Raw genomic sequence first — 21,442 nt, 5'->3', positions numbered from 1 at the left:
GCCCCTTAACATAAAAGGAAGTAAAGAGAGGTTAATAACGATGATTACGACCCGAACCGCCAAACAATGTGGACAGGCAGACTACGGATGGCTACAGGCCCGCTATACCTTCTCCTTTGGACACTACTTCGACCCTACACTGCTGGGCTACGCGTCGTTGCGCGTACTGAACCAGGAAGTGCTGGCGCCGGGCGCCTCTTTTCAGCCTCGAACTTATCCAAAGGTGGATATTTTAAACCTGATTCTGGACGGCGAAGCGGAATACCGCGACAGCGACGGCAACCATGTACAGGCTAAAGCGGGCGAAGCGTTGCTGCTCGCCGCGCAGCCGGGCATTAGCTACAGCGAACATAATCTCAGCAAAGTTAAGCCGTTAACCCGAATGCAACTGTGGCTTGACGCCTGTCCTGAACGGGAAAACGCGCTGGTACAAAAAATCCCACTCTCGACGGCGCAACAACAGCTTCTTGCCTCGCCCGACGGTGAGCAAAACAGCTTACAACTGCGCCAACAGGTCTGGGTACATCATATTACGCTGGAGAAAGGCGAATCGCTTAACTTCCAGCTTCACGGGCCGCGCGCCTATTTGCAGTCGATTCACGGTACGTTCCACGCGATGACGCACAACGAAGAACGCGAGGCGTTAACCTGCGGAGATGGCGCATTTATTCGTGATGAACCTAACATTACGCTGGTTGCCGATACGCCGCTGCGCGCATTACTGGTAGATTTACCGGTGTAGCCAGCCAGAAAAGGAGTCGCAAGATGAGCAAAAAATCGGCGAAGAAACGTCAGCCCGTGGTAAAACCTGCCGTACAGGAGACGATGAGCGTCACTGTGCCGCTGGGCTATGAAGAGATGCTAACCGAACTGGAAGCCATCGTGGCGGACGCCGAAGCCCGGCTGGCAGAAGAAGAGGCCGCAGCCTGAAATCATGCCGGATGGCGGCGCAAGCGCCCGATCCGGCTGATAACAGGTAGACCCGATAAGCGCAGCGCCATCGGGCAACACGCTGCCCCGACGACATGCCGGGGCGTTATTATTAATGCGCTTTACTGGCCATAATCTCGATGATCTGCTTGTCTGTCTGCTGCATTGAGCGACACGCCAGCGAACACAAATTCGAAATAGATTGTTCGACATTGTGCGCCACAATCCCTTCGTTTCCGGTCACCGCCGTATCATCCAACGCCATCAGTACGGCTTTCCACGCCGCCGACGCGCTGGTAGAGACTTTCATCGCGCAGCTATTCGACGCGCCATCGCAAATCATCCCGCTGACATCGCCGATCATACTGCTGATAGCCATTGCGATAGTGTCATAACGACCATCTATCAGCCACGCCATACCCGCCGCCGCGCCCATCGCCGCCGTGGTTGCCGCGCACAGAGCCGACAAACGCGGAAGCTGATGGTGAATATAGATAGCGCTCAAATGCGATAACATTAGCGCGCGCGCCAGACGCTCGTCATCGGCGCCGACATGTTCAGCAACCACCATGACTGGCACCGTGGCGGTAATCCCCTGGTTGCCGGAGCCGGAGTTGCTCATCGCGGGCAACGTGGCGCCGCCCATTCTGGCGTCTGACGCCGCGCTGGTACGGATCAAAATCGCCGTGGAGAGATCTTTCGCCAGCAGACCGCGATCGCACTGTTTGGCCAGCGTCGAACCGATATGCAGCCCCCAGGAACCACGCAGTCCCTCCTGCGACAACGCGCCGTTTAGCCTGGCCGCATCGAGAATAAAGCGAATAGCGTCAAAGGGCACCGCATTCACAAACGCCAGGATCTCTTCCAGCGAGGTATGAGACAGCACTCCCAGTGGCGAGGTTTTTTCTTCTTCCTGCGCATTATCGGCCTGGGTAAATACCACGCCCTTGTCGGTTTCTATCCGCACAATGTTTGTATGATCGCCGACGATCGTGACACATGCCCAGCTATCGCCGCTATACACTTTCGCCCGTGAAAACAGGATATCGTTACATGGCTCCTGCAACATCACTGCGACATGTCCGGCGGCCAGCATCGCTTTTGCATCGGCAACGGCTTTAGCGGAAGCGTCTTTTAACACCTCCAACCCGGCTTTCGCATCACCGCCCAATGCGCCCAGCGCCGCGGCGATCGGTAACCCTACCATTCCCGTTCCTGGAACGGTAACGCCCATACCATTTTTCATCAGATTGGGCGAAACCCATGCGTCAATGCGTTCAACAGTGCCGTCAAGTTCAGCCGCCGCCGCCGCTGCCGCCAGCGCCAGTGAAATTGGCTCAGTACACCCCAGCGCCGGTTTTACTTCTTCCTGTACGGCCAGGATAAAACTTTGCCACAATGGATTTATTTTAGATTCAAACATAACAACAACCTTAATCTCAGGTATATCAAGAGAATGCCAGGAACGGAGAAACGCATAGCAGCAGACCGGTAATAATAATCAGGTACAACGAAGCGCCTTTATATTTGTGCAATGCGGGAACCTTGTAGACCAACCATGCCGGAATTAAACAACCCACCATACCGAAGATAGGGCTACAAATAGAGGTGAAGCTCAGTACCGGCGCGTTGAGCACAATGGCGCTCCAGGCCAGCAAAATAGCGAAAATCATAATGCCGCGCTGTACCAGATTTTCCTTAATCTTCTCGGCGGGCATTTTGCGGCGCAGGATATTCATCACAATGCCTTGCGTCGCTTCGCGGAATCCTAAATAAACGCCAAAGAAGGCGGTCATGACGGCAAAGATGTTCAGAATTACGCTAACCACTTTGACCCAGCCTGCGCCATCGCCGCTAATAAATTGCGCGGCGATCGCCAGGGCGGAAATATTCTGCTCATAGGCTTTCACCGCTTCGTCATGCCCCATCGCCAGGGTAAAGGAAACCGCATAGAAAAAGACGGTAACGAACAGGACGCCAAACGCGATATTCATGGCGCGCAGCGCTTTATGACGTGCGACCTCAATAGATTTTTCGCGTGAACGGTAAGAGATCACCATTGGGCTTAACGTCTGGATAAACAAAATCGAGGTCAGCGTAAATGGCAGGGTAATAATGGCGTTTTTAATCAGCAGGGCCATCGGCGGCAGCGCGCCAATGTTATACAGATGCCACATACCCACCATGGAGACGCCCAGCGCCGCCACTACCAGTAGCTTGGTCAGCACCATGCCGGTGGAGATTTTGAACAGTAATTTTTCACCGCGTGAGGAAATCGCCACCAGGATGCAGATCAGCACCAGACCATAAAATGGACTATCGGAAAGTAATCCTTCCGTTACGCCGAAAGTATGCAGATAAGAGGCGCTGTCGTTAGTAATCGCCGTAGAATAGACGAACATCCAGATGACGAGCATCACAAAGTACAGCGCGCCTAATAAAATACCCCAGTTTTTGCCCAGATAGCCGCTGATCACGCTGGGGTAGTCTTTACATTCCGGGGATTCCGCCAGCGTATTAATAAACAGCCGCTGGAACAGGTACATGGCCGGATAGCCAATAATAGAAGAGAGTAAAAAGACCCAAAGTCCCATCAGGCCAACCTGGACAGGAAGAAAAACGATCCCTGCGCCGATCGCCATCCCGATACTCATAATGACCCAACCGGTGTCGGTACTATCAAATTTGATGGCTTCACGCCATTCGCTTTCTGTCATCCCTGCCCGACGCGCCGGGGCTGATGCGTCGAGGATTACGCTGGTATTACTAGCCGATTCCATAGAATTCTCGCTCAATGTGTAGGTAGAGGTTTTTTTATTTTTCGTGCCGCAGCAAGGCGATATGCAGAACGTGAGGTGCAGGTACTTTCTTGTAATAAGAAAATCATACGCGCACGATAAGAGAAAAACTTACCAATAAAACGCCTGCATTTATTGTGGGTTAAGAATTATTTTCTATTTACTATTGGTTTAATGTTGTTATTTTCTCTATTTGACGCATATCACAACAAAAAAGGGCGCACGTTGGTGCGCCCTTTTCTCAGCTTCTGTCTTCTGCGTTATCCCATAGCCTGCTCACTCTGCGCCTGTCGGGCCTATCCACAAACGACTTTAATCGCCAGACCGCCGCGCGACGTCTCGCGATATTTGTCGTTCATGTCTTTCCCCGTTTCGTACATGGTTTCGATCACTTTATCGAGCGAAACCCGTGGCTCAGAGGTACGACGTAGCGCCATTCGCGCCGCATTTACCGCTTTAACGGCGTTAATCGCATTACGTTCAATACAAGGGATTTGCACCTGACCCGCCACCGGGTCACAGGTGAGGCCAAGGTTATGCTCCATCGCAATTTCCGCCGCAATACAGACCTGCGCCGGGCTACCGCCCAGCAGTTCTGTCAGCCCCGCCGCCGCCATCGAACACGCGACGCCAACCTCGCCCTGACACCCCACTTCCGCGCCGGATATCGAGGCGTTCATCTTGTACAGCATGCCAATCGCCCCCGCCGACAGCAGATAGCGGGCGATAGAGTTGGCATTGACCGGACGGCGGAATTTGTCGTAATAGGCCAGCACCGCAGGAATAATGCCGCACGCGCCGTTGGTCGGCGCGGTGACCACTCGCCCGCCCGCCGCGTTCTCTTCGCTCACGGCCAGGGCGAACATGTTAATCCAGTCGATGACGTTCATCGGATCGCGGGAGAGATTATCGCTGGAGACCAGCAGACGCCGTAACGCTACCGCGCGGCGTGGAACGTTCAGCGGCCCCGGCAGCACGCCCTCAGTATTCATGCCACGTTCAATTCCGGTCGCCATCACCTGCCAGATGCGGGCAAAGCCAGCGTCAATCTGCTCTTTGCTCCGCAACGCCAGTTCATTTTGCATCATCAGGCCGGAAACCGAGAGCCCCTGTCTTTCACACAGCGTCAACAGCTCGCCGGCGGAATGAAAATCATACGGCACCGATTTTTCTACGTCGTGCGACTGACCAAAGCGTTCCTCTTCGACAATAAAGCCGCCGCCAATAGAGTAATACGTTTTGTGTAAAAGCGGCGCTTGTCCGTTCCAGGCGGTAATACGCATACCGTTTTCATGGCGCGCCAGGGTTTCAGCGTGAAAGAGAATACTGTCGGCGACGGGAAAATCCACCACATGCGCGCCACCCGCCACCGATAAACGGCTGCTGCGGGCAACCTCCTGGATAAACGCCGGAATGCTATCAATATTGACATCCTGCGGCGTATTGCCCGCCAGGCCCATAATGACGGCGGTATCGGTCGCGTGGCCTTTGCCCGTCAGCGATAGCGATCCGTAAAGATCAACCGTGATGCGCGTCGTTCGCGGCAGGTCGCCGCTGTCGATCAGCCGATCGATAAAACATTTTCCTGCATTCATTGGCCCTACGGTATGGGAGCTTGAAGGTCCAATGCCAATCTTAAAAATATCAAATGCGCTAATCATATCTCCCCCTAAGATTACCGTTCAGTGAAGATCCGTCGCGGGGCGATCCACACGATCGCCCCGTTCACGTTACATCGCCTGAGTAAAGGTGCGCGAAATAACGTCCTGTTGCTGCTCACGAGTCAGCGCATTGAAGCGCACGGCATAGCCGGAAACGCGGATCGTCAGGTTCGGGTAGTTTTCCGGATGTTCAATCGCATCCAGCAACATTTCACGGTTCATGACATTGACGTTCAGATGCTGCCCGCCTTCTACCTGTGCTTCATGATGGAAATAGCCGTCCAGCAGGCCGACAAGATTGGTTTTCCGCACCGCATCTTCTTTCCCGAGCGCCGCAGGCACAATCGAGAAGGTGTACGAAATACCGTCTTTGGCGTAGGTAAACGGCAGTTTCGCCACCGACGTCAGCGAGGCCACCGCCCCTTTGCGGTCACGACCGTGCATCGGGTTCGCCCCCGGCGCGAACGGCGTTCCGGCGCGGCGTCCATCCGGCGTATTGCCGGTCTTCTGTCCGTACACGACGTTCGAGGTGATGGTCAAAATGGACTGCGTCGGCACCGCATTGCGATACGTCGGCAACACGCTAATTTTTTGCATAAAGCGTTTCACCAGGTCGCAGGCGATGCTGTCCACGCGCTCATCGTTGTTGCCGTACTGCGGATACTCGCCTTCAATAGCGAAGTCGATGGCAAGGCCATTTTCGTCGCGAATCGGCTTCACCTGAGCGTACCTGATGGCGGACAGGGAATCCGCCGCCACCGACAGTCCGGCGATGCCGCACGCCATCGTCCGATACACATCACGGTCGTGCAGCGCCATCAGCGAAGCTTCATAGCTGTACTTATCGTGCATGTAGTGAATAATGTTCAGCGCGCTAATGTACTGCACCGCCAGCCAGTCCATAAAATGGTCTAGGCTCTCCATTACCGCGTCGTAATCCAGCACCTCATCCATTAACGGCGCGGTTTTCGGCCCAACCTGGATTTTCAGTTTCTCATCAACGCCGCCATTGATAGCGTACAGCAACGTTTTGGCAAGGTTGGCGCGCGCGCCGAAGAACTGCATCTGCTTACCGATGACCATCGGGCTGACGCAACAAGCGATGGCGTAATCGTCGCTGTTAAAGTCGGTACGCATTAAATCGTCGTTTTCATACTGCAAAGATGAGGTCACGATGGAGACCTGCGCAGCATATTTTTTGAATGCCACCGGCAACGCTTCAGACCACAGTATGGTCAGGTTCGGTTCCGGCGCTGGCCCCATCGTGTGCAGGGTATGCAGATAACGGAAAGAGTTCTTCGTCACCAGCGTGCGGCCATCAAGCCCCATCCCGCCAATAACTTCGGTGGCCCAGATCGGATCGCCGGAAAAGAGCGAATCAAATTCCGGCGTGCGCAGGAAGCGCACCATGCGGATCTTCATGATGAAATGGTCGATCAGTTCCTGCGCCTGCAGCTCTGTCAGAAGGCCCGCGTTGAAATCGCGCTCAATGTAGATATCAAGGAACGAGGCGGTTCTTCCCAGCGACATTGCACCGCCATTTTGCGATTTTACCGCCGCCAGATAAGCGAAGTAGAGCCACTGTACCGCTTCCTGCGCGTTTCGCGCCGGGCGGGAGATATCGTAGCCGTATTTCGCCGCCATCTCCTGCATTTGCAGCAGCGCGCGACGATGCTCCGCCAACTCCTCACGCAGGCGAATCGTCGCCTCAAGATTCTGTCCCTGCTCCAGATTCGACTGCAGCTCGGCGAATTGCAGCTCGCGTTCGCGCACCAGATAACGGATGCCATACAGCGCGACGCGGCGATAATCGCCAATAATGCGCCCGCGACCATAACCATCCGGCAAACCGGTTAATACGCCGGATTTACGGCAGCGCAGCATATCCGGCGAGTAAACATCGAATACGCCCTGATTATGGGTTTTCCGCAGATCGGTAAAGGTATATTCAAAATCGGCGTCCATTTCGCGGCCATAAGCGTGGAATGAACTTTTAATCATGTTAACGCCGCCAAACGGATGCAAAGCGCGTTTAAGCGGCTTATCCGTTTGTAAACCGACGATTTTTTCCAGCTCTTTTTCAATATACCCCGCATCGTGCGCGGTAATCGTCGTCGCGATGTTGGTATCGAAATCCACCGGCGCATGGGTCGCGTTCTCGATACGTATTCCCGCCATCACCTTTTCCCACAACGCTGTGGTCGCTGGCGTCGCGTCGGCGAGAAAAGATTCATCCCCCTCATAGGGTGTATAGTTATGCTGAATAAAATCACGGACATTAATTTCTTCTTTCCAGTCCGTACCTTTAAAATCACGCCATGCTTCGGCATACAGCATATCGCTGGTATCGATATTTACCTTCATGAAAAATAATCTCTCTACAGAACAGCCGTTAAGTTATGCAAATTCCACTGGTGCTTTCACGTTGCCTAAATGAATGGCATCAAGGGCAATCATTTTCTCTTCATTCGTGGGAATAACAGCGCAAATAACCTGAGAAGGGTTAGCGGAAATAATGCGCTCGCCGTGAGAATTCGGCTGCTTATTCATTTCAACGTCTAACGTAAGCCCCAGTACGCCCAGATGTTCAATTACCAACTGGCGAATTAATACTGAATTTTCACCAATACCGCCGGTAAAAATAATGCCATCCAACCGATGTAACGATGCCGCGTGTCCGGCAATATGACGGGCGATACGGTGGACAAACGTTTTTATCGCTAACCGGGCGCGCTCATGTCCTTCGTGCCAGGCTTTTTCCAGGACTCTAAGGTCGGATGACAACCCGGAGATGCCGAGCAAACCGGACTCTTTATTCACCACTCGCTCCAGATCGCTCAACGTCTGCCCGGTTTCTTTGGCTATCCACGCCATCGCGCCGAAATCAACGTCGCCGCTGCGAGTGCCCATCATCAGCCCCTCAAGCGGCGTCATCCCCATTGAGGTATCCACGCTCTGACCATTGCGTACCGCGCAGATAGACGCCCCATTGCCCAGATGCGCGACAATCAGACCCGAGTTTTTTTCATCGAGGTCAAGCAGTTCATACGCGCGCCGCGAAACATAGCGATGCGACGTACCGTGAAAGCCGTAGCGACGCACACCCAGGCTGGAAAAATATTCCCACGGCAATCCGTATAAATAGGCTTCCGGCGCCAGCGTCTGGTGGAAACTTGTATCAAATACCGCCACCTGACACACGGCCGGGAAAAGGTGCCGCGCCGCGTCAATGCCGCTTAAATTAGCGTAATTATGCAGCGGCGCTAAAGGCGATACCCGACGAATATTATCGATAATCTCATCGGTAATAATGACGGACTGCGTAAATAGCTCTCCACCGTGCGCGATACGGTGACCAATTAATGCCACGCTATCCGTTAAATCACGTTTTTCCAGCTCAAAGGCAATGGCTTTTAACGCGTCCTCATAATTAGAGTGCGCGAGGTTTATCGGCTTATCGCCATTAATAGATAAAAAGGCGTTTTCAGTATTCATCCCATCTGCTATTCCCGCCATTAAAACATCACAGGTAGCGACATCCAGTACAGAGAATTTGATAGAAGATGATCCGCAATTAATGACCAGAACGACCGGAAATTCATTCATGTAGTGCCTCCGTCGATGTCAGCCTGCGTCCACGCCCTGGGGCGGAACGCAGGCTAAACGTGAGGATTAGAACAATTTGTAGACAATATTCAGGATGGTCAGCAGACCAATCAGGGTGACGAACACGTTATCCAGACGACCACGGTACTTCGCCAGCGACGGCGCTTTACGAATGGCGTACATCGGCAGCAGGCATAACAGCGAGGCGATAATCGGCGCGCCCATCGCTTCAATCAGGTCCAGAATGTTCGGGTTTGCGTAAGCTACGACCCAGGTAGACCCCATAATGAAGATCATGCTGATGGTATTAAGCTTGCCCATAGAGACTTTGGTTTTATCGCCTTTATAACCGAATTTCAGCACCAGGCCGTTCAGCCCTTCCAGCGTCCCCAGGTAGTGGCCGAAGAAAGATTTGAAAATAGCAACCAGCGCGATGATAGACGCGCCATACTCCAGCACCGTTGCAAAAGTGGATTTTGTCCCCGACAAAGAGGCGAAATGGTTGGCCAGGTAGGAAAGTACCGGAATGTTCTGCGCTTTCGCATCCGCCATGTTCTGCGGGGAGAGCGTAAACAGACAGCTAAAGGCGAAGAACATCACCACGGCGACCATCAGCATACTGGCGCGCGAGATGATCTGTGAACATTTACGCTCGGTAAATTCGCGACCAAACTCTTTCTCATACTCTTCACGCTTAGACACCACGAAGGAAGAGACGATGGGCGAAAAGTTAAAGGAGAACACCATGATAGAGATGCCCAGCCACACCGTAACCAGTATGCCATCGTGCCCGGTCAGCGCGATATTACTGAGATCAACCTGATCGATAACCGCCGAGTTCCAGTAAGGAATCAGCGATAATGAGATTAGCACCAGACTGGCGATAAACGGCCATACCAGGTAACTCATCACCTTAACCATCAGATCTTTACCAAACCAGATCACAAAGGCCATCAGCAGCAGCAAGAACAGCGCCACGAAACCGCGGTTCAACGCTGGCATCTGCAACTGGTTTTCCCAAAACGTCATGAACGTGTTAGTGATGGTGACGCCATAAATCCACAGCAGCGGACAAATCGCAAAGAAGTAAAGGAACGTGATAACTACCCCGCCCGTTTTACCAAAGTGCTCTTCGACCGTTTCCGTAATATTGCCGGACGGATTAGATCCGGATAAACACAGACGCGCCAGCGCCCGGTGACAATAGAACGCAATGGGGTAAGCTAAAACCAACATCAGCAGAATGGGGATAAGCCCGCCAAACCCGGCGCGGATAGGGAAAAACAGCACCCCGGCGCCAATGGCGGTACCAAATAAACCCAGCGTCCACGTCGTGTCCGATTTACGCCATGACGACTGTTTTGCCTGGCTGGATACAATGCTATCAGTAGTACTCATATCCTATCCTCACGAAAAGATTAAGCGTCAACTAAACCCGTAATTTGTGATACACGAGAAAGATCGATATTGCCGCCAGAAATAATACTGACCGTTTTTCTGTTCTGAATATGGCTATCTAATTTCCCGCTTAATAGTGCGGCGCAGGCCAGAGCGCCAGCGCCTTCAGTAATAACCTTATTGCGCTGAATTAAAGCGATCATGCTGTTACGAATTTCATCTTCGCTAACCAGAACAATGTCATCGACTAATTCACGAACAATTTCATAGGTTAAATTACCCGGGCGGGAGACATCACAACCATCCGCCAGGGTGCCGGTCGTTCGGTGCGTGGTTATTTCGCCAGCGTAATAAGACGCCGCCATACCGTGAACATTTTCGGCCTGTACGCCGATAACTTTAATGGTCGGGTTAATCGATTTAATCGCAATGGCAATACCTGCAATTAAACCGCCGCCGCCAATAGGCACGATGACATTATCGACATCGTACAGATCTTCCATAATTTCCAGACCAATAGTGCCCTGCCCGGCAATGACTTTTGGATCGTCGTAAGGCGGAATAAAAATGCGACCTTCGGTTTCGACAATTTCACTCACCTTAGCAATGGTGTCATTGAAGTTGTCACCGTGGAGCACCACTTCCGCCGAATAATCACAGGTGGCCGCCACTTTTGACTTTGGCGCGCCCTTCGGCATCACGACTTTGCCGTCAATACCCAGCATTGCGCAAGAAAGAGAAACGCCCTGTGCATGATTACCTGCGGAACAGGCCACGACGCCTTTACGTTTTTCCGCCTCCGTTAACGAGCTAAGTTTGTTAAAAGCGCCACGAATTTTAAATGAACCCGTACGCTGCATATTTTCAAACTTGAGAAATATTTCGCCTTTGCAACGTTCACTAAAATAGTTAGAGCGAGGCATTCCCGTTTTATATATCTTCCCCGCCAGTCTTTTTTTCGCTTCGAGGATATCTTCAATTGCAACCGGGAGATCGTATGTAATGTGCATTATAACCTCTTAACCTGGGTATTAAAAATAAGTTACCGTTGTCCACTGTTTAAAATAAACAGGTGACGTCAATTTCGCTAAATATGTTTATTCCATATCATTCAATTTCTATTAACTGCCTGCGTCTGCATCCATTATATGATGAATATTGCTTAGCCAATTCTACTAATACTGAAGCGGCTTTTTTGATACGATAATTTTTAGACCATACCGCCGCATAACGTGCGACGGGTAATGTGTCTTTGATTGGTATCGTGATAAATTGATTAGAGCCAAAAGGCGTGGTCATATCGCAGGGAATAACAGTTAAGAAATCAGCATTGAGAACAAGATTATATATTGTGACAACGGAATCTGTTTTAACAATGTTTTCGATGCTGATGCCATTTCGTTGTAGAGTGGTGAGTAATTCGCTGTAGTAGCCCATATTCGTTTGCGGCAACACCCACTGTTCGTCTTTTAACGATTCCAGTGTGATGGTGCCGGTGCATGTTCGGGACTTGCTGGCTACCAGGACAAACTCTGATTCAAACAGCGGCTCGACATGCAGATCCTGTAGTTGCATTTCATTACTGAGCGTACCGATAGCAAAGTCCAGCCGCCCGTCGCGCAGGGCCGGCAGGAATGAAGAGAGCTGGGCTTCGTACATGGATACCTGCGCTTTTGGAAAGACCTCTTTGAACTTATGAATCATATCGGACATGAAGGTAAAGCCAATCAGCGAAGGAAAGCCAAACGAGACGTCGACAACGGTATTGCACGTCATACTGTTCATCTCGTTGATCATGTTTTTCATTTCGCGGGTGATAGATTCAGACCAGGAAAGCAGTACCTGTCCCGCTTCGGTCAACGTAACGCCGGTATTTTTACGTACAATTAGCTCAACGCCAAAATAGGCCTCAACATCGCTAATGATTTTACTGACGGCGGGTTGGGTTAACCCTAACGATTTTGCGGCAGAACCGATAGAACCACTTCTAATGACTTCCTGAAAGACCACCAAATGCTGTGTTTTAGGGAGAACAAGAGTATTCATATCTACCGCTCTGAAATAACATTGTGAACGGCAGGAAGTGTAGCAAATTAAATCTTAAAGGTTATGTGCGACCACTCACAAATTAACTTACCATAATTTTTACATGGTCTTTATTAAATAAAGAAAACCCATTACTTCAATGAGTTACAAAAACAAAACAGCAACTTAGCCTGATTTCAATCAAAAAATAGGGTCGGGATAACGATATATTATGGCGATAACCAGCCTATTTTATCTCCTATTTTCGACATCCCATGAAGACGATATTTCAATCAATTACGGGACATTTTATCGGCAATTCCAGCGTTAAATTTAAAGCGTAATTTCTCAAATTTAAGTATAAACCGAAGGTAAATGCGCTTAAAAACCGTTACGCGTCACATTTTTTTACCTTATTTGTTTGTAAAGAAACATTTAATAAAATTTTAACCAAAATATTTCATACATTTAATTTTCATTTACAACAAATAATTTACACCGCTTTCTAGCTGTTTTTCAGAATGTAATTTTGTGAAAGAAATCGATTGCTTTTCACTTCAACTAAAAAGAGCGCAGTCTATAGCGTTTTGTGTTTCTCATCACAAAAACGAATAATATTATGCCACCACGGCTGTCAATTAATTGCCGGATAGTGACGCTGGCGTCTTCTGCAACCTCTATCCCCTTCACCGGCCTGATAAGCAAAAACCCGCCGAAGCGGATTTTATGAAGAGGTGAAACTGACCGATAAGCCGCTTTCTTTTGGGTATAGTGTCGTGGACAGTCATTCATCCTGCCGCCCTGTAAAAGCAAAAACCCGCCAGCTTACACTGACGGGTTTTATGAAGAGGTGAAACTGACCGATAAGCCGCTTTCTTTTGGGTATAGCGTCGTGGACAGTCATTCATCCTGCCGCCCTGTAAAAGCAAAAACCCGCCAGCTTACACTGACGGGTTTTTGCATGAAGAAGTGAAACTGACCGATAAGCCGCTTTCTTTTGGGTATAGTGTCGTGGACAGCCATTCATCCTGCCGCCCTGTAAAAGCAAAAACCCGCCGAAGCGGGTTTTATGAAGAAGTGAAACTGACCGATAAGCCGGGTTCTGTCGTGGACAGTCATTCATCTAGGCCAGCAATCGCTCACTGGCTCAAGCAGCCTACCCGGGTTCAGTACGGGCCGTACCTTATGAACCCCTATTTGGCCTTGCTCCGGGTGGAGTTTACCGTGCCACGGACTGTTACCAGCCGCGCGGTGCGCTCTTACCGCACCCTTTCACCCTTACCTGATCCCACTTGCGTGGGCCATCGGCGGTTTGCTCTCTGTTGCACTGGTCGTGGGTTTCCCCCCCAGGCGTTACCTGGCACCCTGCCCTATGGAGCCCGGACTTTCCTCCCCTCCGCCCGTCTCCCCGAAAGGACGACGACGAAGCGGCGACTGTCTGGTCAGCTTCGGCGCGCAGTATAGAGGGTTCGCGCGACTTTGTCACCCTGCGCTGCGCATTCCTATCGCCAGAGCGGCAGCAACATTTCTGGATGCCCGATAAATATTGTCAAAAGCGCCCCGAAAAGCCTCCTCCAGCGTCACGATGCGCGTGAGTACGCTAAAGACAGCGTCGATGCCATAATGATGCACTATCCCTACATCGTGCGTCAGGCTGCCGGCAATGCCAATCACTGGCTTATGATATTTTTTCGCCACATTCGCGACGCCAATCGGCACTTTACCGCGAATACTTTGGCTATCAATCCGCCCTTCTCCCGTCACCACCAGCGTACAGTCGTGGATATGCTCCTCCAGGTTCAGTGCCGCCGTGACAATTTCGATCCCGCTGCGTAATTCCGCACCGAGAAAAGCCATTAACGCCGCCCCCATACCGCCTGCCGCGCCTGCGCCGGGCGCCGCCTTTACGTCGACATTCAGCGATTTTTTTATGATGTCGGCATAGTGAGCAAGATTTCTGTCCAGCTCAACAATGTTCTCTTCGGTCGCGCCTTTCTGCGGCCCAAAAATTCGTGATGCGCCGTTGTCGCCGAGCAGAGGATTAGAGACATCGCAAGCGACACGAATCGCGCAGAGTTTTAAACGGGGATCGAGCTCTGAAATATCAATGTCGCTTAGACAATGAAGGCTTCCGCCACCGTAACCGATATCCGCGCCGTTTGCATCGCGCAGTTTTGCGCCTAACGCCTGCATCATCCCTGCGCCGCCGTCATTTGTCGCGCTGCCGCCAATGCCGATAATGATATTGCTTGCGCCGCTTTCCAGCGCCTGCAATATCAGCTCCCCCGTTCCCCGCGAGGTAGTAATCAAAGGGTTGCGTTTTTCTGGCGGAACCAGCGCCAGTCCGCTGGCCGCCGCCATTTCAATAAACGCGGTTTTACCATCCCCGGACATTCCCCAGCAGGCTTTCACTTTTTCACCCAACGGCCCGGTCACCCATGCGGCGCGTTCAACGCCCTGCGTCGCGGCAATCATGGCTTCGACCGTTCCTTCGCCGCCATCGGCAACCGGAACAGAGACATATTGCGCATCGGGGAAAATTTCCCGAAATCCTTTTTCTATCGCCTGCGCTACCTCGGCGGCAGAAAGGCTTTCTTTATAGGAGTCGGGGGCAATTACGATTTTCATAGTGGTAGCCTGTTACTGCACAACGCCGGATGGCGTTTCACTTATCCAGCCTGAAATTCAGGCCCGGATCGCTACACGCCATCCGGGCACAACGTCGTTAGCGAGTGACTTCCACTTTCGCCAGTTTTTCGTAGTAGCACGCCAGCGCGCTATGGTCGTCATTACCGTGTCCATCCGCGCGTAACGCCTGCATCATTTCCATAACGGCGGCGGTCAGCGGGAGCTGCGCGCCAACGCCGTGGGAGGTATCCAGCGCATTCGCCAGATCTTTAATGTGCAGATCGATACGGAAACCTGGCTTAAAGTTTCGGTCCATGACCATCGGCGCTTTCGCATCCAGTACCGTGCTGCCAGCCAGACCGCCGCGAATCGCCTGATAGACCAGATCCGGGTTGACGCCCGCTTTAGTCGCCAGCGTCAGCGCTTCAGACATGGCGGCGATATTCAACGCCACGATCACCTGGTTAGCCAGTTTTGTGACGTTGCCTGCGCCGATATCGCCGGTATGCACCACGGAACCCGCCATCGCTTTCATCAGGTCGTAGTACTTGTCGAAAATGGCTTTATCGCCCCCCACCATCACCGACAGCGTGCCATCAATCGCCTTCGGCTCGCCGCCGCTGACCGGCGCATCCAACATCTCAACGCCCTTCGCCTTCAGCGCATCGCTGATTTCACGGCTTGCCAGCGGCGCGATAGAACTCATATCAATCAATACGGTTCCCGGCTTCGCGCCTTCGATGATACCGTTTTCGCCCAGCGCAACCTCTTTCACATGCGGAGAGTTAGGCAGCATCGTGATGATGACGTCACACTGTTCAGCGATCGCCTTCGCCGTAGAGGCCGTTTCCGCGCCTGCGGCAATGACGTCAGCAATCGCTTCAGGATTACGATCGGACACCACCAGCGAATACCCTGCTTTCAGTAAGTTTTTGCTCATGGGCTTACCCATGATGCCTAAGCCAATAAAGCCAACTTTCATCGTCATAGCGTTCTCTCTTTCCATACCAGGATTATTTTTTAAAGGTGTCGGCAAGCTTCTGCGTGCTGGCGCGGAATGCGCCTAAATCGCTGCCAACGGCGACAAAGGTCGCGCCCCATTCCAGATAACGGCGGGCATCCGCCTCTACCGGCGCCAGAATGCCGCACGGTTTACCGTGCGCTTTAGCGCGGGCGAAAATATGTTGAATCGTCTGCTGCACGTCAGGGTGAGAAGCATTGCCGAGATGACCCAGCGCGGCGGCCAAATCGCTTGGGCCGACAAAAATGCCATCAACGCCTTCCGTTGCGGCGATGGCATCAACATTGTCGACACCCAACTGGCTTTCGATTTGAACAATAATGGTGATGTTTTTGTTCGACTGCGCAAAGTAATCAGGCACCGTACCGAACATATTCGCGCGGTGAGAAACGGAGACGCCGCGAATGCCTTCCGGCGGGTAACGCGTCGAGGCGACGGCGCGAGCCGCTTCCTCTTGCGTTTCAACAAAGGGGATCAGGAAATTATAAAACCCAATATCCAGCATCCGTTTGATAATGACCGGTTCATTGGTTGGCACACGTACCACAGGCGCGCTGGCGCTGCCTTTCAATGCCATTAACTGTGGAATTAAGGTGGTCACATCGTTCGGCGCATGTTCGCCATCCAGCACCAGCCAGTCAAATCCCGCCAGACCGAGAACTTCGGTGGTGATTGGGCTTGCCAGTGCAGACCAGCAGCCAATCTGCACCTGTTGCGCCGCCAGCGCCGCTTTAAACTTATTCGGGAAAATAGCGTTATTCATCGCTTATACCTTCGCTTATTTCTTTAATTCTCTACATGTGATGCCGCCACCATAACTTATAGCAACGACAATAAAATGCTTATCTGAAATCAGAATGGGTCTCCGCATTCTATTTCTAATGTGGTACACATCCTGTAGCACAATATACCGTTCTGATATCTTTATCGTCTTTTATTATTATCATGGTATTTTCAAATAACTCGTCAGATACACTGAATTCGCCATTCAGTATAAACAGCCTATGGCGGATAATCATTGTGCAAACGCTCATTAAAAAGGGATTATTTAACGCTTATTTTTGAGCATACGCCCATGATACTGGGCGCTAATGCACACATTTACGCTTTACCCGGCCTGTATAAAAAATTTCATAATTTGCGGTGATCTGGATCACATTCTTATATTTATACTCCTGTCATTCTTATTTCATTATGCATGAACTTTATTTCTTATATTGAGATTTAACGATTTAACCATAACCAAAATAGATAATCCTATTTCTATCATCCAGGCTGGAGAATGTTGAACAATGGCCAATATCGAAATTCGCCAGGAATCGCCATCGGCGTTTTATATAAAAGTACATGAAACCGATAATGTCGCAATTATTGTTAATGACCACGGTCTTAAAGCCGGAACACGTTTTCCGGATGGCCTGGAACTGACTGAACATATTCCGCAAGGCCATAAAGTCGCTCTGACGGATATCCCCGCTCACGGCGAAATCATCCGTTATGGCGAAGTCATCGGTTATGCGGTACGCGACATCCCGCGCGGAAGCTGGATCGACGAGTCGCTGGTCGAACTGCCAAAAGCGCCGCCGCTGAATACGCTACCGCTGGCGACCAAAGTACCGGAACCGCTGCCGCCGCTGGAAGGCTATACGTTTGAGGGCTATCGTAACGCCGATGGCAGCGTCGGCACCAAAAATCTGCTTGGCATTACCACCAGCGTGCACTGTGTGGCGGGCGTGGTCGATTATGTGGTGAAAGTGATTGAGCGCGATCTCCTGCCCAAATACCCGAATGTCGATGGCGTTGTAGGGCTAAACCATCTGTACGGCTGCGGCGTGGCAATCAACGCGCCGGCGGCGGTCGTGCCGATTCGCACAATTCATAACATCGCGCTCAACCCCAATTTTGGCGGCGAAGTGATGGTGATTGGCCTCGGTTGCGAAAAACTGCAGCCGGAACGACTGCTGGAAGGCACCGAGGATGTCCCCGCCATCGCCGTTGAAAGCGCCAGTATTGTGCGTTTACAGGACGAGCAGCATGTCGGCTTTAAATCAATGGTCAACGATATTTTGCAGGTCGCCGAACGCCATCTGACGAAACTGAACCAGCGCCAGCGCGAAACCTGCCCGGCCTCCGAGCTGGTCGTCGGGATGCAGTGTGGCGGCAGCGATGCGTTTTCCGGCGTCACGGCAAACCCGGCGGTGGGTTATGCTTCCGATCTGCTGGTACGCTGCGGCGCGACCGTCATGTTCTCGGAGGTCACCGAAGTGCGCGATGCCATTCATCTTCTGACGCCGCGCGCCATCAACGAAGCCGTGGGTAAACGCCTGCTGGATGAAATGGCCTGGTACGATAACTACCTTGATATGGGGAAAACCGATCGCAGCGCTAACCCGTCCCCTGGCAACAAAAAAGGCGGTCTGGCGAACGTCGTGGAAAAAGCGTTGGGCTCTATCGCTAAATCGGGTAAGAGCGCCATTGTCGAAGTATTGTCGCCGGGCCAGCGCCCCACCAAACGCGGCCTGATTTACGCCGCGACGCCCGCCAGCGATTTCGTCTGCGGCACGCAGCAGGTCGCTTCCGGCATTACCGTACAGGTCTTTACCACCGGACGCGGCACGCCTTACGGGCTGATGGCGGTGCCGGTCATTAAAATGGCGACGCGTACCGAGCTGGCGAACCGCTGGTATGACTTAATGGATATCAATGCAGGCACCATCGCCACGGGTGAAGAGACAATCGAAGATGTGGGCTGGAAGCTGTTTCACTTTATTCTCGATGTCGCCAGCGGCCGGAAAAAGACTTTCTCGGACCAGTGGGGCCTACATAACCAACTGGCGATATTTAACCCGGCGCCAGTGACCTGATCCAGTCAGTACCCTTCTCCGAGCAGGGTATAACCGCATAATCTGTAGACCGGGTAAGCGCCAGCGCTACCCGGTATTTTTTCGCCCTTAGTCTGTAGCCTGAAGTATGTCTGCCCGACATGCTTTTTTTTATGCCTGACTTTCGATAACTTCCATTTTATTTCGAAACTTTCATTTATCAGATCAAAATCACAAAAAAACATTCCGAAAGCCTATAAATTCTTTCAAAGAAAACAAACGAAAGATTTCGGAGGAAGGATGTTTATCATTTCAGGCAGAACAATGCTAAAGAAGGCGCAGCAGGAAGGTTATGCTGTGCCGGCGTTTAACATCCACAACCTGGAGACATTGCAAGTGGTGGTGGAAACCGCCGCAGAATTGCGCTCTCCGCTGATTGTCGCCGGTACGCCAGGCACCTTTAGCTACGCAGGCGTCGGTAATATCGTGGCCATCGCCGCAGAACTGGCGAAAAGCTGGAACCATCCTCTCGCGGTACATCTCGATCATCATGAAAAACTGGCCGACATCAAAATGAAAGTCGCCGCCGGGGTACGCTCGGTCATGATCGACGGGTCGCATTTCCCCTTTGCCGACAATATTGCGCTGGTGAAAAGCGTGGTTGATTACTGTCATCGCTACGATGTCAGCGTTGAAGCTGAACTTGGGCGTCTCGGCGGGCAGGAAGACGATCTTATCGTTGACGGTAAAGATGTGCTTTATACCCATCCGGAACAGGCCCGGGAATTTGTAGAAAAAACGGGTATCGACTCGTTAGCCATTGCTATCGGCACCGCTCACGGCCTCTACACCGCTGAACCAAAACTTGATTTTGAACGACTGACGGAAATTCGTCAGCGGGTTGATGTCCCCTTAGTCCTTCACGGCGCCTCTGGCCTGCCGACCCGCGATATTACCCGCGCTATTTCGCTGGGCATCTGCAAAGTTAACGTCGCCACCGAGCTTAAAATCGCCTTTTCCGGCGCGCTTAAAAACTATTTAACGCAACACGCAGAGGCCAGCGATCCCCGCCATTACATGATCCCGGCGAAAGCGGCCATGAAAGAGGTTGTACGTAAAGTGATTGCCGACTGCGGTTGTGAGGGGAAGCTCTAAAGCCCCCGGATTTAGCACGGCAAAGGGCGTTTTCATAGCTGGATCACGAAAGCCATTATTATCCTTTGCCTTCAAACCAAAAATATTATGAAGATAAACAAAAGATATCGGAGCCAGAAGTGAAAGAAATAATTTCTCGTCACAAAGCAGGGGAACAGATAGGGATCTGTTCCGTATGTTCAGCACACCCGCTGGTGATTGAATCCGCATTACGTTTTGATCTGAATAGCGGGAACAAAGTTCTGATCGAAGCGACCTCTAACCAGGTTAATCAGTTTGGCGGTTATACCGGCATGAAACCGGCTGACTTTCGTGATTTTGTCTATGGCATCGCCCAGGAAGTGGGTTTTCCACGCGAACGGCTTATTTTAGGCGGCGATCACCTGGGACCTAACTGCTGGCAAAACGAACCTGCGGATACGGCGATGGAAAAATCCGTCGAACTCATTAAGGCTTACGTCGCTGCCGGGTTTAGCAAAATCCATCTTGATGCCTCTATGTCCTGCGCTGACGACCCGACGCCGCTGGACCCAATGGTTGTCGCTAAACGCGCCGCCCTGCTTTGCCAGGCAGCGGAAACGACGGCGACCAACGAACAAAAACGCCATTTAACCTATGTTATCGGCACTGAAGTTCCGGTTCCGGGCGGGGAAGCCAGCGCCATTAACGCCGTACATGTTACCCGCGAACAGGATGCGGCCCGCACGCTGCAAACGCATCAGGCTGCTTTTCGCGCCCTGGGGCTGGATGAGGCATTGAACCGGGTTATCGCGATTGTCGTACAGCCGGGCGTTGAATTTGATCATACCCAGATTATTCATTATCAGCCGCAGGCGGCACAGGCGCTCTCCGCATGGATAAAAGAAACGCCAATGGTCTATGAAGCGCATTCGACTGATTATCAGACGCGACAGGCCTACCGCGCCCTCGTTCGCGATCATTACGCCATTCTGAAGGTCGGCCCAGCGCTCACTTTCGCGCTGCGCGAAGCCATTTTCGCACTTGCGCAAATGGAAAATGAGCTGGTATCCCCAGAACAACGTAGCCGCGTGATGGAAGTTATCGATGAAGTGATGCTAAACGAGCCAGGCTACTGGAAAAAATACTACCGTCCAACCTGGAGCCAAGCGATGATCGACATCCACTTTAGTTTGTCTGACCGTATTCGCTATTACTGGCCGCACCCGCGTATTCGTCAAAGCGTAGAGAAGTTAATCGCCAATCTGAACAACGTCACATTGCCGCTGGGATTAATTAGCCAGTTTATGCCCGTACAGTTTGAACGCCTGTCTGAGGGCGTGCTCACCCCCACGCCGCATAACCTGATTATTGACAAAATTCAGGATGTTCTGCGCGCTTATCGCTTCGGTTGCACGCCGGATGTCGCCTGAATAATGG

Annotated in this window: 16 protein-coding genes and 1 other RNA gene; 5 read left to right on the top strand and 12 right to left on the bottom strand. The window is 51.8% G+C overall.

From position 1 onward, the window contains the following. The first annotated feature begins 40 nt into the window (after positions 1-40). Both NA330_RS05080 and NA330_RS05075 read left to right on the top strand, forming a co-directional pair. Positions 41-742, top strand: a complete 702-nt coding sequence (locus NA330_RS05080) for a pirin family protein (protein ID WP_000633552.1) — start codon at positions 41-43, stop codon at positions 740-742. Positions 743-765: 23 nt separating this feature from the next. Continuing rightward, entirely contained in the window at positions 766-930 is a 165-nt protein-coding gene (locus NA330_RS05075; protein WP_023242501.1) for a hypothetical protein, read from the top strand. A gap of 112 nt (positions 931-1,042) precedes the next feature. Here the strand turns inward: NA330_RS05075 and NA330_RS05070 are convergent, their stop codons facing one another. The 12 genes from NA330_RS05070 to garL form a co-directional block, all read right to left on the bottom strand. Continuing rightward, a complete protein-coding gene (locus NA330_RS05070; protein WP_000463071.1) occupies positions 1,043-2,353 on the bottom strand; it encodes an L-cysteine desulfidase family protein in 1,311 nt (436 codons plus the stop codon). A gap of 25 nt (positions 2,354-2,378) precedes the next feature. Beyond that, positions 2,379-3,710, bottom strand: coding sequence for an amino acid permease (locus NA330_RS05065; RefSeq protein WP_000443189.1), 1,332 nt, complete (start codon positions 3,708-3,710; stop codon positions 2,379-2,381). Positions 3,711-4,024: 314 nt separating this feature from the next. Beyond that, on the bottom strand, positions 4,025-5,389 hold the full coding sequence (gene tdcG, locus NA330_RS05060) for an L-serine ammonia-lyase (RefSeq protein ID WP_023242500.1): 1,365 nt from the start codon (positions 5,387-5,389) through the stop codon (positions 4,025-4,027). A 69-nt stretch (positions 5,390-5,458) separates the two neighbouring features. Then, positions 5,459-7,753: a formate C-acetyltransferase gene (pflB, locus tag NA330_RS05055; RefSeq protein ID WP_023202751.1), complete on the bottom strand. Its 2,295-nt coding sequence runs from the start codon at positions 7,751-7,753 to the stop codon at positions 5,459-5,461. 33 nt (positions 7,754-7,786) lie between these two features. Next, positions 7,787-8,995, bottom strand: a complete 1,209-nt coding sequence (gene tdcD, locus NA330_RS05050; protein WP_023205496.1) for a propionate kinase — start codon at positions 8,993-8,995, stop codon at positions 7,787-7,789. Between the two features lie 66 nt (positions 8,996-9,061). Then, a complete protein-coding gene (gene tdcC, locus NA330_RS05045; RefSeq protein WP_000108129.1) occupies positions 9,062-10,393 on the bottom strand; it encodes a threonine/serine transporter TdcC in 1,332 nt (443 codons plus the stop codon). A gap of 20 nt (positions 10,394-10,413) precedes the next feature. After that, positions 10,414-11,403: a bifunctional threonine ammonia-lyase/L-serine ammonia-lyase TdcB gene (gene tdcB, locus NA330_RS05040; protein ID WP_000548368.1), complete on the bottom strand. Its 990-nt coding sequence runs from the start codon at positions 11,401-11,403 to the stop codon at positions 10,414-10,416. Positions 11,404-11,500: 97 nt separating this feature from the next. Beyond that, positions 11,501-12,439 (bottom strand): transcriptional regulator TdcA, encoded by a 939-nt coding sequence (gene tdcA / locus NA330_RS05035; RefSeq protein WP_001094907.1) that lies wholly within the window; start codon positions 12,437-12,439, stop codon positions 11,501-11,503. A gap of 1,054 nt (positions 12,440-13,493) precedes the next feature. Then, an RNA gene (gene rnpB / locus NA330_RS05030) (RNase P RNA component class A) lies at positions 13,494-13,868 on the bottom strand. Between the two features lie 32 nt (positions 13,869-13,900). Beyond that, entirely contained in the window at positions 13,901-15,046 is a 1,146-nt protein-coding gene (garK, locus tag NA330_RS05025) for a glycerate 2-kinase (RefSeq protein WP_023241648.1), read from the bottom strand. A 97-nt stretch (positions 15,047-15,143) separates the two neighbouring features. Further along, on the bottom strand, positions 15,144-16,034 hold the full coding sequence (gene garR / locus NA330_RS05020; RefSeq protein ID WP_000178106.1) for a 2-hydroxy-3-oxopropionate reductase: 891 nt from the start codon (positions 16,032-16,034) through the stop codon (positions 15,144-15,146). A 25-nt stretch (positions 16,035-16,059) separates the two neighbouring features. Beyond that, entirely contained in the window at positions 16,060-16,830 is a 771-nt protein-coding gene (gene garL / locus NA330_RS05015) for a 2-dehydro-3-deoxyglucarate aldolase (RefSeq protein WP_001057715.1), read from the bottom strand. A gap of 529 nt (positions 16,831-17,359) precedes the next feature. Between garL and garD the strand changes: the two genes are divergently transcribed. The 3 genes from garD (at position 17,360) to gatZ (ending at position 21,435) form a co-directional block, all read left to right on the top strand. Next, a complete protein-coding gene (gene garD, locus NA330_RS05010; RefSeq protein ID WP_023241649.1) occupies positions 17,360-18,931 on the top strand; it encodes a galactarate dehydratase in 1,572 nt (523 codons plus the stop codon). 258 nt (positions 18,932-19,189) lie between these two features. Beyond that, positions 19,190-20,044 (top strand): tagatose bisphosphate family class II aldolase, encoded by an 855-nt coding sequence (locus NA330_RS05005; protein WP_023241651.1) that lies wholly within the window; start codon positions 19,190-19,192, stop codon positions 20,042-20,044. A gap of 119 nt (positions 20,045-20,163) precedes the next feature. After that, positions 20,164-21,435 (top strand): tagatose-bisphosphate aldolase subunit GatZ, encoded by a 1,272-nt coding sequence (gene gatZ / locus NA330_RS05000; RefSeq protein WP_023241652.1) that lies wholly within the window; start codon positions 20,164-20,166, stop codon positions 21,433-21,435. Positions 21,436-21,442 lie beyond the last annotated feature (7 nt).

The organism is Salmonella sp. NW722 (genome assembly GCF_051702785.1).
Lineage (GTDB): Bacteria > Pseudomonadota > Gammaproteobacteria > Enterobacterales > Enterobacteriaceae > Salmonella > Salmonella enterica.
The sequence above is the reverse complement of the archived record's forward strand: the minus strand, read 5'-3'. Positions and strand labels throughout refer to the sequence as shown.